Origin of the sequence: Kocuria sp. CPCC 205231, from assembly GCF_040980965.1 — a bacterium.
In the GTDB taxonomy this organism is placed as follows: domain Bacteria; phylum Actinomycetota; class Actinomycetes; order Actinomycetales; family Micrococcaceae; genus Kocuria; species Kocuria rosea.
Genome location: NZ_JAVKPP010000008.1, coordinates 52,789 through 65,463 on the forward strand (window position 1 = coordinate 52,789; position 12,675 = coordinate 65,463).

Sequence of the window (12,675 nt, forward strand, 5' to 3'; positions counted from 1 at the left end):
GCTCGTGGTGCGCGGCCGGCTGCTCGGCCCTCCCGCACTCCACGCTAGGGGAAAGGAGACCTGGGTCACCAAGAAAGGTGGCCCCTCACCGGCACATTTCGTCTACCGACGAGTAGAGGGGTGTTCGGCGCAGCTCAGCCCAGGGGGGAGGGCAGCCGCGTGGTGTCGGGGGCGAGCGGGTCGCTGCCCACCGTCCCCCGCACGCGGGCCAGGAACGACATGAGGTGGTAGACCACGAGCGTGGCCGCCGTGCCGAGGGCGATGCCCGCGAACTGCAGCCCGGAGGCCTCCCACGTGTAGTCGGCGATCCCGATGATCATGGCCACCGCGGCGGTGGTGAGGTTGACCGGGTTCGAGAAGTCCACGCGGTTCTGCACCCAGATCCGCACGCCGAGCATGCCGATCATCCCGTACAGCACCGTGGCGGCGCCGCCCAGGACCCCTGCGGGGACCGTGGCCACCGCGGCGCCGAAGACCGGGAAGACGCTCAGCAGGATCGCCACCACGGCTGCGACCCAGTAGGCCGCCGTCGAGTAGACGCGCGTGGCCGCCATGACGCCGATGTTCTCGGCGTAGGTCGTGGTGCCCGAGCCGCCGCCCGAGCCGGCGATCATGGTGGCGAGCCCGTCGGACATGATCGCCCGCCCCATGTACGGGTCGAGGTCGTCGCCGGTCATGAGCGCCACGGACTTCACGTGCCCGATGTTCTCGGCGACCAGCACGAGGATGACGGGGACGAACAGGCCCATCAGGGGCAGGTGGAACTCGGGGGTCTGGAACGGGGGCAGCCCGAAGAGGCCCTGCTGCTGCCAGGCGGTGTCGATCCGGCTGAAGTCCACCTCGTCGCGCAGCACCGCGGTGACGTAGCCGATGGCCACGCCCAGCAGGATCGACAGGCGCCCGGGCAGGCCGCGGAAGAGCACCGAGACGAGGATGATGGAGGACAGCGTCACCAGTGCGGTGACGGGGGCCTCCATGAAGTTGTCCTTCGCGGACGGCGCCAGGTTGAACCCGATGAGCGCCACGATGGTGCCCGTGACCAGCGGCGGCATGAGCTTCTGGAGCCAGGCGGTGCCCGCGAACTGCACCACCAGGCCGATGAGGAACAGCGCCGCGCCGGCCATGAGGACCCCGCCCAGCGCGCCGCCGGGACCGTACTGGTTCATCGAGGCGGTGATGGGGGCGATGAAGGCGAAGGACGAGCCGAGGTAGGAGGGGACCCGGCCGGCGGTGACCACCAGGAACAGGATCGTGCCCACGCCGGAGAAGAACAGCGTGGTGGACGGCGGGAAGCCCGTGATCAGCGGCACCAGGAACGTGGCGCCGAACATGGCGACCACGTGCTGCGCGCCGATGGTGACCGTCCGGGGCCAGGTGAGCCGCTCGCGCGGCCTGACGACCTCCCCGGCAGTGACGGTGCGGCCGTCGCCGTGGAGGCGCCAGCCCAGGCCGAGGCGGGTGGCGATGGTGCGTCCGGGCACGGGGGAACTCATGCGGGTCTCCTCGACGGCGGGGTGGGAGCCCGGATCCGGGCCTCCACCACTGTACTCGGTGCTCCGCCGGGCGGAGCGGGGGGCCGGACCCGGCGCTGTCGGAGGCCGTCCATATGATCAGCACGGTGATGGAAACTATGATGGTGGGCGATCACCCCCCGCGTCCGGACAGGAGTCGACACATGCGTCAGCCACAGCCACGAGGGCCGCTCGGCGAGGACCTCCTCGCGGTGCTCCGGGAGGAGCCCGGCACCCCCGGGGCCGAGGCCCGGGCCGGGGCGCTGCCGGCGGCCGCCCGCGCCGCCGTGTCCCGCGCGGACGGCGTGCTCGCCGACGACGACGTCCAGCTCAGCCTGTTCGTCCTGCACGCCCTGCACTACCAGGGCGTCGACGGGGTCGACGACCGCTGGGAGAGCGACCCCGAGCTGCTGCGCGCGCGGGAGGTCCTCTCCGGCGCGCTCGAGGCCGAGCTGCGCGCGGAGCTGCCCGCCGACACCGTGCCCGGCACGCCGCAGGCGGTCGCCGACGCCCTGTTCGCCATCGCCGCCGACGACGACGGGCCGAGCCTCGCGCGCCACCTCTCCGGCCGGGCGGACGCCGAGCAGGCCCGGGAGTTCCTGCAGCTGAAGTCCGTCTACCAGCTCATGGAGGGCGACCCGCACACCTGGGGCATCCCCCGGCTGAGCGGCCGGGCGAAGGCCGGACTGATCGAGATCCAGGTCGACGAGTACGGCGGCGGCGACGCCGCGCGCATGCACTCGGCCCTGTTCGCGGCCGGGATGCGCGAGGCCGGCCTCGACGACTCCTACGGCAGCGCCGTGGACCGGGTGCCCGCCGAGTGGCTCGCCGGGGTCAACACCGTCACGATGTTCGGTCTGCACCGCCGGCTGCGCGGCGCGGTGGTGGGGCACCTGGCGATGTACGAGATGACGTCGTCGGTGCCCTCCAAGTTCCTGGCGCGCGGCTTCCACCGCCTGGGACTGCCCGCCGCGGCGGCGTTCTACGACGAGCACGTCGAGGCCGACGCCGCCCACGAGCAGATCGCGGCCCGGGACATGGCCGGCGGCCTCGTGGTCGACGAGCCCGCCGTCGCGGCGGACGTCTTCTTCGGCGCGCGCTGCGTCCTGCACCTGGACGCGCTCGCCGCCCGCCACGCGCTCGCGCGGTGGGAGGCGGGGGAGTCCGCGCTGCGCCCGGCCGCGGCGGAGCCGTCCCGGCGCGGCGCCGCGGAGCTCGTCCGGTGAGCGCGGCGCACCGCCCCGAGGACGTCCGGGCGGTCCCGGGCCCCGCCCCGGCCGCCGAGCCCGTGCCCGAGTCTGCGCCGGTGCCCGACCCCGGACCGGCCGCTGCTGCCGGGTCCGGCGCGGCGGCGACGATCACCGTGTGCCCCGACGGCCCGCTGCTGGTGCGCGGGGGCTACGAGCTGCTGGACGGCGACGACCGGCCCATCGACCCCGGGCGCGCCACCGTGGCGCTGTGCCGCTGCGGGGCGTCGTCCATCAAGCCGTTCTGCGACGGCTCGCACAAGCGGGCCCGGTTCCGGGCCCGCTGAGGCTCAGCGGCGCGGTCCCGGCTCGCGCAGCAGCCACTGGGCGAGCTGGTCCAGCGCCATGCCCAGCAGGCCGATGACGAGGATCACCACGAGCATCTCGTCGTAGGCCAGCCGGTCCCGGGCGTTGAGGATCTCGTAGCCCAGGCCGCTGCTGACCCCGAGCATCTCGGCCGGCACGATGACCACCCACGAGATCCCCAGGGCCAGCCGCACCCCGGTCATGACGAATGGCCGGATGCTGGGCAGCACCACGGTGCGCAGCCGCTCGACCGGGGTGGCCCCGAGCGTCTCGGCGACCCGCAGGTGCAGCGGGTCCAGGGCCTTGACGCCGGCGGCCGTGTTCATGGTGATCGGCCAGACCGCGGCGGCAGCCACGAGGAAGACGACGGGGGCGTTGCCCACCCCCAGCAGCGCCACGGCCACCGGCGCCCAGGACAGCGGGGAGACCATGCGCAGGAACTGCACCACCGGGGCGCTGGTCCACCGGAAGCGGCGGTAGGAGCCGATGAGCAGGCCCAGCGGCACGCCCAGGCCCGTGGCCACGGCCAGCCCGCACAGCAGGCGCCACAGGCTGGTCAGGCCGTCCTGGACCACCACCCCCCGCTCGGCCAGCGAGGCCACCGCACCGGGCATGCGCTCGGGCTGGAAGGAGGCGATCATGGTGTTCGCCCCGGCCGCGGCGTGCGTGAACGCCCACCACACGGCGATCGTGACCAGCACCCCGAAGGCCCCCCAGGCCGGGCCGGTCCAGCGGGACCCGGTGCGCCGGGGCGTCCGCGCCGGGGCGGGGCCCGCCGGACCGGTCCCGGCCGGAGCGCCGCGGGCGGCGTCGTCGAGGTCGGTGGGGGACGCCGGGGTGTCGTGCGGGGCGGGGTGCGGCGCGCTCATGCGCTGATCTCCTCGGTCCGGGTGGTGCCGGTCATGCCGAAGGCGGCGAGTCCGCCTGCCTTCTCGATGCTGCGGGTCACGAGCGTGTCGTCGACGAGCTCGCGGTGCACGAGCGCCGGGTCCAGTCCGTCGAGGAACCCCGCCGGGGCGTCGACGACGGTGTCCTGCATGGCGCGGACCAGCTCCTCGGTGAAGCTCGCGTACGGGTATGGCCGGAAGTCCAGGCGCTCGCCGTGCCAGTCCGGGTGGTGCAGGGCGTCCCGGTGCGCGGCGGCGGAGTAGGTCAGGGCCTGCTCGATCACGGGCCGGGGCTGGGGGAGGTAGCCGGCGGCCAGCAGCGCCGCGGTCTCGGGGCGGTTCTGCCGGGCCCAGGCCTGGGCCCGGACGAGGGCGTCCATGAACCCGGCGGCGTGCGCGGGGCGGTTGCGCAGGAGCTCGCCGCGCATCATGGTCACGCAGCACGCGTGGTCGCGCCACACGTCGCCGAGGAAGCGGTGGATGTGCCCCACCTGCCGCGCCTCCGCGGCGGCGTTGAACGGGTCGGCCACCACGTATCCGCCGATCACGCCGTTGTTCAGCGCGGGGAGCATGTCCGAGGGCGCCATGGGCAGCAGGGCCACCGTGCGCCGCGCCCGGGACGGGCTCTCGCGCATCACCGGGGTCAGGCCCGCGGACCGCAGCAGCTTCTGGACCACCACGTTGTGCACGGACCACCACGCCGGGATCGCCACGGACTCCCCGGCCAGGTCGGCAATCTCCGCCACGTCCGGGCGGACCGTGAGGGCGGAGCCGTTGGTGTGGTTCCACGCGGTGATCCGCACGTCGGCCCGCAGCCCGTAGCGCATGTACAGGGCCATGGGCATCAGCAGGTGGATCGCGTCCACCTTGCCCGCCACGAACGCCTCGGACAGCGAGGACCAGCTGCGGAAGAGCACGGGGTCGGCCACGGGGACGGCGGCGTCCTCGTAGTACCCGTTGGCGTGGGCGACCAGCAGGGGGGAGGCGTCCGTGATCGGGAGGTACCCGATCCGCACCGGGCGCTCCGGGTCGGCCGCGCCGCGCGCCTCCTGCTGGCTGTCCGCGTAGAGGGAGCCCGCGCCCCAGCCGAGCCCGGTGAGGGCCGCGGCCCCCGCCCCGGCCCGCAGCAGGACCCGCCGGCTCGGCCCGCCGGCGCTCATATGACCCAGTTCCCGGAGCCGTCGTCGGCCCCGCGGTAGTGGGCGAGGATCTGCTCGGCCGTCGTGCCGTCCTGCGCCGGGACCCACTGCCGGCGGAAGCCGCGCGGACCGGCGAAGAAGCCGATCCGGTCGCCGAGGGTGATGGCCTCGTCGACGTCGTGGGTGACGAGGAAGACCGTCAGGTCCAGCTCGGTGGCGAGCCCGCGCAGCCACAGCTGGAGGTCCTTGCGGGTCGCCGGGTCCAGGGCGCTGAACGGCTCGTCGAGCAGCAGCACGTCGGGGCGCACCGCGAGCGCGCGGCCCACCGACACCCGCTGGGCCTGCCCGCCGGAGAGCTCCTGGACGGGGGTGTGCGCGAGCGGGACCAGGCCGAGGATCTCGAGCAGGTCGTCCACGCGGGCGTCCTCGAAGCGGTCCCGGTTGCGCCGGTACCGGCCGCCGAGGGCGATGTTCTGGCGCACCGACAGCCAGGGGAACAGCCCGGGGTCCTGGAAGACGACGGCGAAGCGCTCGTCGGCCCTGCCGAACTCGATGCTGCCCCCGTCCAGGGGCTCGAGCCCCGCGATCGCCCGCAGCAGCGTGGACTTGCCGGACCCGCTGGGCCCCAGCACCGCGAAGGTCTCGCCGTTGCGCAGGGTCAGGTCCACCCCGTCGAGGGCGGGCGCGGAGGCCCCCGGGTAGCTCTTGCGCAGCCCGCGGACGGTGAGCGCCGGCGCGGCGCGGCTCAGGCCAGGTTCTGCAGCACCCACCGCAGGTGTCCTTCCGTGGGGGACTGCACGGGCAGGAACGCGGCCTCGCGGGCCCGGCGGGCGGTGGGGGAGGACATGGCGTAGCCGCGCCCGCCCACGACCTTCCCCTCGATCCGGGTCGCCCGGCCCGTGAGCAGCGCGGCGTCCAGCCGGAGGGAGAACAGCTCCCGGGGGGCGGTCTCCCGGGGCGCCTCCGCCAGGCGCAGGAGGTCGGCGCGCAGGCGGCGGTACTCGGCGGTCGCCTCCTCGAGCTCCTCCCGGAACACCTCGGCGACGCCCTGCAGGGCCTCGTGCGCGGCGGTGAGCGCGGCGGCCGAGAGGCCGAGGCAGAACGCGGTCTGCAGCAGCAGGAACGGGCCGCGGACGGCGGCGAGGAAGGACGGGACGTCCTCGCTCAGCAGGTCCTCGGCGGGGTCGACGGCCACGCCCTCGAGGACGAGCACGCCCGAGGCCGTCGCGTTGAGCGCCATCAGGTTCTCGAGCAGGCGCACCGTCACACCCGGTGCCGAGACCCGGGTCCGGACCACCACGCGGGTGCCGTCCTCCCGGACGGCGGGCAGGACCACGACGCCCTCGGGGTACAGGTTGGAGGCCCACGGCACGGTGCCGTCGAGGACCGGTCCCGCCGCACCGGCGGTCAGCGTCACGGGGATCTCGCCGATGCCGGCGGCGTCCTTGAAGGCCGGCGCCATCGCCGAGCAGCCGGGCACGGCCCCGGAGCGCACGTCCGCGGGGATCTCCGTCCCGGTGGCGGCGAGGTACTCGACGGTCGCCCGGTGCGCCCACAGGGAGAACGCCGTGGCGGTGCACTCGGTGGCGAGGTCGAACACGACGGCCGCCTGCGGGGCCAGCGACCCGGTCAGGCCGAGGTCCAGGAGCCCCCGGGCGCCCAGCTCGCGCAGGGTCCCCAGCGGGGAGGCGGCGGCCGTGTCGACGTCGCGGGCCCGCGCCGCGGCGGTGCGGCGGACGAACTCGTGCTCGGGGTAGTCGACGAGCGGCGCGAGCAGGGGCCGGCTCTCGGGGTCCGGCCCGCCGGCCGTGGACGGGGAGCGCGTGGACTGGGTCATGGTCTTCCGTTCTGCCGGGGAGTGCGGGGCGGGGCTCGTCCGCTCGGCGGGCGGGCCCGGGCGTCGAAGCACGACGGCGGCCCCCGGCTCGCGGGGACCGCCGTGTCGTCGTGTGCTGCGGCCCGTCAGACGTTGAGCTTGAACAGCCGGTCGAACGGGGTGCCCACGGCCTGGCGGGCCCGCTCCACGGCCGCCTCGTCGGGGGCGTTGTAGAAGCACAGGCACTTGGCGGTGTCCTCGCGCACGTAGGTGCGCAGGAAGGAGACCTCGGGGACCTCGGCGTACTTCGGGGAGTTGGCCTTCTTGCGCGCCAGGTACTGCTCCATGGTGATCTCGGCGGGGATGTCCCACTCCACCAGGTACTGCGCGTCGCCCTTGAGCTTCTTGATGTCGTCGAGCTCGGCGCCCACGAGGCGGACGGCGTCGGGGCCGGTGACCTCCGCGGCGGCGTCCCCGGCGGCGGTGCGCACGGTCTGGGCGAGGCCCTCGGCGCTGTCGGCCTCCACGATCACGAACACCCGTCCGTGGTCTGCCGTGACCTGGGACTCGATGAACTCGGCGCCCGCCGCGGAGACGGCCTCGGAGACCGTGGCGATGAGCTGGGTCACGGCGTCCTTGGACGCGGAGGCGGGAACGATCTCGAGCAGGTGGAGCGACATGGGGGTTCCTTCCGTCGGGTCGGGGCGGCGTCGTCGCCGCTCGGGCACTCCTGCCAGGCTAGGCTCCTGCCCCCGGAAGGTCCCGGGATCCGTCACACTTCGCAACACGGGGCGTCCGGGCGGGTTCTCCTCGTGCCGGGGGCTCGCAGGGTGCACAATGCGCCCCGGTCCGCCCGCCCGGGGTCGGCGCCGGGCGGCGCCGCCTGCGGGTCGCTAGCCTGGGGGAGTGCGCGCGGAAGAACTGAACCGGTCCGTCCAGGACTGCCTGAAGACGGTCTGGCTGGCCCAGGAGTGGTCCTCGGACGCCGTGACCACCACCGGGCTGGCCCAGCGGCTGGGCCTGTCCCCGTCCACCGTGTCGGAGGCCGTCAAGAAGCTCACCGCGCAGGGGCTGCTGAGCCGGCCCGCCCACGGCGGGATCGTCCTCACCGACCGCGGTCGGGACGTCGCCGTCCAGATGGTGCGGCGCCACCGGATCCTCGAGGCGTTCCTCACCGGCCACCTGGGCTACTCCTGGGACGAGGTGCACGAGGAGGCCGAGGTCCTCGAGCACGCGGTGAGCGAGAAGTTCGTCGCCCGGCTGGACGCCCTCCTGGGCCATCCGGAGCGGGACCCGCACGGCGACCCGATCCCGCGGCGGGACGGCACCGTGCCGTCCGCCCCGGCCGTGCTCCTCGCCGACGTCGCCCCGGGCAGTCCCGTGGTGGTGGCCCGGGTCTCGGACGCGGATCCGGCCGTGCTGCGCCGGCTCGGAACCGCCGGCATCCGGCCGGGCACCGAGCTCGTGCTCGGCGAGCACCGGTTTCGCGCGGTGCCCGTGGTGCTGGACGGGGACGTCGTCGAGGTGGACGTCCTCGCCGCGGAGGCGGTCTGGGTCCGGCCCCGGGACCGGCCCGGACCGCCTCCGGGGCCCGTCAGGAGATGACGCCGTCCACCAGCGCCTTGGCCTCCCGCTGGACCTGCTGCAGGTGCTCCTCGCCGAGGAACGACTCCGCGTAGATCTTGTAGACGTCCTCCGTGCCGGACGGCCGGGCCGCGAACCACGCGTTCTTCGTGGTGACCTTCAGCCCGCCGATCGCCGCGCCGTTGCCGGGGGCGTTCGTGAGCTTCGCCGTGATCTGCTCGCCGGCCAGGGTGTCCGCCTCGACCTGGGCCGGGGAGAGCTTCTTCAGGGCGGCCTTCTGCTCCCGGCTCGCCGGGGCGTCGATGCGCTGGTAGACCGGGGCGCCGAACTCCTCGGTGAGCTCCGTGTAGCGCTGGGACGGGGTCTTGCCGGTGCGGGCCGTGATCTCCGAGGCCAGCAGGGCCAGGATGATCCCGTCCTTGTCGGTGGACCACACGGAGCCGTCCCGGCGCAGGAAGGACGCGCCCGCGGACTCCTCGCCGCCGAAGCCGATCGAGCCGTCCATCAGGCCGGGCACGAACCACTTGAAGCCCACCGGCACCTCCACGAGCTCGCGGCCCAGCGAGGCCGCCACCCGGTCGATGATCGAGGAGGACACCAGGGTCTTGCCGACCCCGGCGTCCGGGGACCAGCCGGTGCGCTCGCGGAAGAGGTAGTCGATCGCCACCGCCAGGTAGTGGTTCGGGTTCATCAGCCCCGCGTCCGGGGTCACGATGCCGTGGCGGTCGGTGTCGGCGTCGTTGCCGGTGGCGATGTCGTACTTGTCCCGGTTGCCGATGAGGGAGGCCATGGCGTTCGGGGAGGAGCAGTCCATCCGGATCTTCTCGTCCCAGTCGAGGGTCATGAACGCCCACTGCGGGTCCACCTGCGGGTTCACCACGGTCATGTTCAGCCCGAAGCGCTGGGCGATCTCGCCCCAGTAGGCCACGGAGGCCGAGCCCATGGGGTCCGCGCCGATGTGCAGGCCGGAGTCCCGGACCACGTCGAGGTCGACGACCTCCGGCAGCGTCCGCACGTACTCCTCGAGGAAGTCGTAGGTGCCCGTGGTCTCCGCCGCCCGCGCCCGCTCCAGGGAGACCCGGCGGACCCCGGACATGCCGTTCTCGAGGAACTGGTTGGCCCGCTGGGCGATCCACTCGGTGGCGTCGGAGTCCGCGGGGCCGCCGTTGGGCGGGTTGTACTTGAAGCCGCCGTCACCGGGCGGGTTGTGCGAGGGGGTGATGACGATGCCGTCGGCCACCGCCTCCGCCCGGCCCGCGTTGTGGGTCAGGATCGCGTGGGACAGCGCCGGGGTGGGCACGTAGCCGTCCCGGGAGTCCAGCAGGACGGTGACCTCGTTGGCGGCCAGCACCTCGAGCGCGGTGTCCTGCGCGGGCCCGGACAGGGCGTGGGTGTCCTTGCCCATGAACAGCGGGCCGGTGATCCGCTGGCCGGCGCGGTACTCCACGATGGCCTGCGTGATCGCCGCGATGTGCTGCTCGTTGAACGAGGCCTTGAGGGACGAGCCGCGGTGCCCGGACGTGCCGAACGCCACGCGCTGGTCCGGGTCCGAGGGGTCGGGCACGACGTCGGTGTAGGCGTCGAGGAGCTTGCCGAGGTCGACGAGGTCACTGGGTTGGGCGACGGTGCCCGCACGATTGGTCATGGCGCCCAACCTACCGCCGGGCGGCGGGCCCGCGGAGGCTGGCACGCGATCGGGTCGCCAGGTTTCGTGCTCCGTGCCGCGCGGGAGGCCCGCGCGGGGGTGGAGGAATCGCGGCCGGTGGGACAGGATGAAGGCACCAGACAGGGCAGGACCGAACGAGGAGGCAGGGACACCATGAGCGACGCACCCGGCGGGACGACCGAGGGCTCGGGCAAGGGCCCGGAGGGAACCGTTCCGGACAACGAGCAGGGCGTCGGGCTGACCACCGACGAGAACGCGACCGGCTTCGAGCCGGAGGAGGACCCCCAGGCGGCCACCGATCCGGACGACCCCGACTCGGAGGAGGAGGCCCTGGGCCACTCCTAGGCGGTGGCGCGGGGGCCGGGGCGGCCCTGGTCCTCGAGCTGGGCGACGACGGCGAGCAGCTGCGCCTCCGCGCTCGGGCGGCCGATGAGCTGGACGCCCATGGGCACGACCGGCCCGTCGTCGTCCGCCGCGCGGGTCCACAGCGTCGGGACGGTCACCGCGGGCAGGCCCACGACGTTCACGACCGAGGTCCACGGCGTGTACGCGCACTGGCGCCGGTAGTCCTGGTCCGCGCCCGCGGGGTCCGCGAGGTCGTAGCCCTCCCAGTACCAGCCCAGCGGCCTCGGTGTCATGGCGAGCGCGGGCGTCAGGACCACGTCCCAGGCGCCGTAGGCCCGCACCACGTCCTGCTCGATCCGGCGCAGGACGCCCACGGCCTGCGCCAGCTCAACCGCTGACCGGCGCAGGGCGCGGGCGCGGAAGGCCCCCGCGAGGCCGGTGAGCCTCCCCGCCTGCTCGTCGTCCAGCGGGGCCGTGCCCATCGAGGTGGTCCACACGTCGAAGAAGGCCCCCGGGTACTCGGGGTCGTAGGACAGCTCGGCCTCCTCTACCTCGTGCCCGGCGGCCCGCAGCAGGGCGACGCCCGCATCGAGGGCGGCGCGGGCCTCCGGGAAGACCTCGATGTCCTGGACGGCGTCGAACGGGGAGGCGGTGCTCACCCCGATCCGCAGCGGCCGGTCCCCCCACGGGAGATCGCCCCGCCGAGCCGCGCGCACACCGTCCAGGAAGGACCCCTGCGGGGCGGCACGGACCGCCCGCCGCACCACGTTGCCGTGCGCCGGGCCGGGCGCGGGGGCGCACAGGACGTCGAGCAGCAGCGCCGCGTCCTCGGCCGTGCGGGCGAGAGGCCCGTTCACCACGAGCTGGGCGGCGTCCGACTGCGCGTCCGCGGTGGGCACCCGGCCGCGGTTGGGCTTGAGCCCGACCAGCCCGCACACCGCCGCCGGGATGCGCACCGACCCTCCGCCGTCGGAGCCCGGCGCCACCGGGAGCAGACCCGCCGCCACGGCCGCCGCCTGGCCGCCCGAGGAGCCGCCGGCCCCCGTGGACGGGTCGTTCGGGTTCCGGGCGGGCGGGGCCACGAGGTTCTCGGAGTAGCAGTTGAGGCCGAACTCGGGCACCTGGGTCTTGCCCAGGCACACCGCCCCGGACGCGCTCAGCAGGGCCGCGAGGTCGTCGTCGTCCTCCGCCACGGGCGCGCCGCCGCGCCGTCCGGTCACGGCGGCGGAACCGTAGGTGGTGGGCATCCCGGCGACGTCGTGCAGGTCCTTCACCGCGAGCGGCACGCCGTGCAGCGCTCCGCGGGCGGCCCCGGCGGGCAGGGCGTCGAGCGCGCGCGCCCGGTCGAGGGCGAGGTCCGCAGCGACGTGGACGAACGCCCCCAGCGCCGGATTGCGCGCCTCGATCCGGGCCAGGAAGTGCTCGGCGGTCTCCACCGCGCCCAGCTCGCCGCGCGCGAGCGCGTCCCGCAGCTGCACGGCGCTGAGGTCCCCGATCGAGGGCACGGCAGGCTCCTGTCCGACGGTCGCGCGGTCCCCCCGGGGCTCCGCAGGGCGCTGAGCCCAGGCTAGTAGGCTGGCGGCTGTCCGGACGTGCCCGCGCGCCCCGGTTCCCGATCTTCTCCGACCCGCAGGAGTCCCCCGTGCCCACCGCCTGTGCGCCCCGTCCCGCGGCGATCCGCGCGGCGACGGCGTCCGTCCTGCTCCTGGCCCTCGCCGGCTGCTCGTCCTCCGCCGAGGGGGACGGCGCGGCCGGCAGCGGTCCGGACTCGACGGCGTCCGCCGCCGCGAGCGCCCCCACGGCCTCCGGCGGAGCCTCGCCGGCCACCGTCCAGGAGACGTGCGCCCGCGTGCTCGAGACCGTGCGCACCGCGCCGCAGCAGTTGCGGGACGATCCCGCCGGGCTGTTCTCCGACGTCGACGAGCTCGCGGCCACCGCCCCGGACGAGCTGTCCGGGCAGCTCACCTCGGTCCGTGAGGCCGTCGCCGGCTTCCGGCAGGGCGAGCGCTCCTTCATCAGCGTGGTCCAGGAGGTCCGAGGCCTGCAGGAGCGCTGCTCCGGCTGACCTCCCGCCGTGCGCGAGGGGTCGCGTTCGGCACCCCGGGGGCGCGAGGGGTCGCGTTCGGTGGGAAACAGCGCCGCGGAGGGTCCGGCAGCGACCCGTCGGTGATGGC

The 12,675-nt window shown here is 74.7% G+C and carries 13 protein-coding genes; 5 read left to right on the forward strand and 8 right to left on the reverse strand.

The genetic code is table 11. The annotated features are described in order from the left end of the window. Window positions 1-134: 134 nt before the first annotated feature. Entirely contained in the window at window positions 135-1,493 is a 1,359-nt protein-coding gene (locus tag RF640_RS10150) for a uracil-xanthine permease family protein (RefSeq protein ID WP_017832075.1), read from the reverse strand. Between the two features lie 182 nt (window positions 1,494-1,675). Here RF640_RS10150 and RF640_RS10155 point away from each other — a divergent pair, with 182 nt between their 5' ends. After that, on the forward strand, window positions 1,676-2,737 hold the full coding sequence (locus RF640_RS10155; protein WP_172604878.1) for an iron-containing redox enzyme family protein: 1,062 nt from the start codon (window positions 1,676-1,678) through the stop codon (window positions 2,735-2,737). Then, window positions 2,734-3,045: a CDGSH iron-sulfur domain-containing protein gene (locus RF640_RS10160; RefSeq protein ID WP_109222238.1), complete on the forward strand. Its 312-nt coding sequence runs from the start codon at window positions 2,734-2,736 to the stop codon at window positions 3,043-3,045. Before RF640_RS10155 ends, RF640_RS10160 begins: the two co-directional genes overlap by 4 nt. 3 nt (window positions 3,046-3,048) lie before the next feature. Here RF640_RS10160 and RF640_RS10165 read toward each other — a convergent pair whose 3' ends face one another. The 5 genes from RF640_RS10165 to RF640_RS10185 all read right to left on the reverse strand — a co-directional run bounded on the left by RF640_RS10165 (window position 3,049) and on the right by RF640_RS10185 (window position 7,586). Continuing rightward, on the reverse strand, window positions 3,049-3,933 hold the full coding sequence (locus RF640_RS10165) for an ABC transporter permease (RefSeq protein WP_081994338.1): 885 nt from the start codon (window positions 3,931-3,933) through the stop codon (window positions 3,049-3,051). Next, a complete protein-coding gene (locus RF640_RS10170; RefSeq protein WP_368827721.1) occupies window positions 3,930-5,111 on the reverse strand; it encodes an ABC transporter substrate-binding protein in 1,182 nt (393 codons plus the stop codon). Before RF640_RS10170 ends, RF640_RS10165 begins: the two co-directional genes overlap by 4 nt. Next, on the reverse strand, window positions 5,108-5,860 hold the full coding sequence (locus RF640_RS10175) for an ABC transporter ATP-binding protein (RefSeq protein WP_284562730.1): 753 nt from the start codon (window positions 5,858-5,860) through the stop codon (window positions 5,108-5,110). Before RF640_RS10175 ends, RF640_RS10170 begins: the two co-directional genes overlap by 4 nt. Then, window positions 5,836-6,927: an acyl-CoA dehydrogenase family protein gene (locus RF640_RS10180; RefSeq protein ID WP_109268624.1), complete on the reverse strand. Its 1,092-nt coding sequence runs from the start codon at window positions 6,925-6,927 to the stop codon at window positions 5,836-5,838. The genes RF640_RS10175 and RF640_RS10180 overlap by 25 nt, the downstream gene beginning before the upstream one ends. A 125-nt stretch (window positions 6,928-7,052) precedes the next feature. Then, window positions 7,053-7,586, reverse strand: coding sequence for a DUF4242 domain-containing protein (locus tag RF640_RS10185; RefSeq protein WP_017832068.1), 534 nt, complete (start codon window positions 7,584-7,586; stop codon window positions 7,053-7,055). Window positions 7,587-7,812: 226 nt separating this feature from the next. Here RF640_RS10185 and RF640_RS10190 point away from each other — a divergent pair, with 226 nt between their 5' ends. After that, window positions 7,813-8,511: a metal-dependent transcriptional regulator gene (locus RF640_RS10190; RefSeq protein ID WP_176337932.1), complete on the forward strand. Its 699-nt coding sequence runs from the start codon at window positions 7,813-7,815 to the stop codon at window positions 8,509-8,511. On the opposite strand, the gene pgm is transcribed toward RF640_RS10190, so the two are convergent. Then, a complete protein-coding gene (gene pgm, locus RF640_RS10195; protein ID WP_368827724.1) occupies window positions 8,501-10,135 on the reverse strand; it encodes a phosphoglucomutase (alpha-D-glucose-1,6-bisphosphate-dependent) in 1,635 nt (544 codons plus the stop codon). The genes RF640_RS10190 and pgm overlap by 11 nt on opposite strands. 174 nt (window positions 10,136-10,309) lie before the next feature. Between pgm and RF640_RS10200 the strand changes: the two genes are divergently transcribed. Next, complete coding sequence (locus RF640_RS10200) at window positions 10,310-10,501, forward strand: hypothetical protein (protein ID WP_017832065.1); 192 nt, start codon at window positions 10,310-10,312, stop codon at window positions 10,499-10,501. Here the strand turns inward: RF640_RS10200 and RF640_RS10205 are convergent. Further along, window positions 10,498-12,006 carry an amidase gene (locus RF640_RS10205; protein WP_368827726.1) on the reverse strand — a complete coding sequence of 503 codons (1,509 nt, stop codon included), beginning with the start codon at window positions 12,004-12,006 and terminating at the stop codon, window positions 10,498-10,500. The two genes, RF640_RS10200 and RF640_RS10205, sit on opposite strands and share 4 nt — an antisense overlap. 137 nt (window positions 12,007-12,143) lie before the next feature. On the opposite strand from RF640_RS10205, the gene RF640_RS10210 reads away from it, so the two are divergent. After that, the gene (locus tag RF640_RS10210) at window positions 12,144-12,566 is read left to right on the forward strand and encodes a hypothetical protein (RefSeq protein WP_095651059.1); all 423 of its coding nucleotides are present in this window, start codon (window positions 12,144-12,146) and stop codon (window positions 12,564-12,566) included. The last annotated feature ends 109 nt before the right edge of the window (window positions 12,567-12,675 follow it).

Coding starts and splice junctions, on each gene's coding strand:
- RF640_RS10200 (WP_017832065.1), top strand. CDS start 10,310: ATGAGCGACGCACCCGGCGGGACGACCGAGGGCTCGGGCAAGGGCCCG.
- RF640_RS10185 (WP_017832068.1), bottom strand. CDS start 7,586: ATGTCGCTCCACCTGCTCGAGATCGTTCCCGCCTCCGCGTCCAAGGAC.
- RF640_RS10165 (WP_081994338.1), bottom strand. CDS start 3,933: ATGAGCGCGCCGCACCCCGCCCCGCACGACACCCCGGCGTCCCCCACC.
- RF640_RS10150 (WP_017832075.1), bottom strand. CDS start 1,493: ATGAGTTCCCCCGTGCCCGGACGCACCATCGCCACCCGCCTCGGCCTG.
- pgm (WP_368827724.1), bottom strand. CDS start 10,135: ATGACCAATCGTGCGGGCACCGTCGCCCAACCCAGTGACCTCGTCGAC.
- RF640_RS10170 (WP_368827721.1), bottom strand. CDS start 5,111: ATGAGCGCCGGCGGGCCGAGCCGGCGGGTCCTGCTGCGGGCCGGGGCG.
- RF640_RS10180 (WP_109268624.1), bottom strand. CDS start 6,927: ATGACCCAGTCCACGCGCTCCCCGTCCACGGCCGGCGGGCCGGACCCC.
- RF640_RS10155 (WP_172604878.1), top strand. CDS start 1,676: ATGCGTCAGCCACAGCCACGAGGGCCGCTCGGCGAGGACCTCCTCGCG.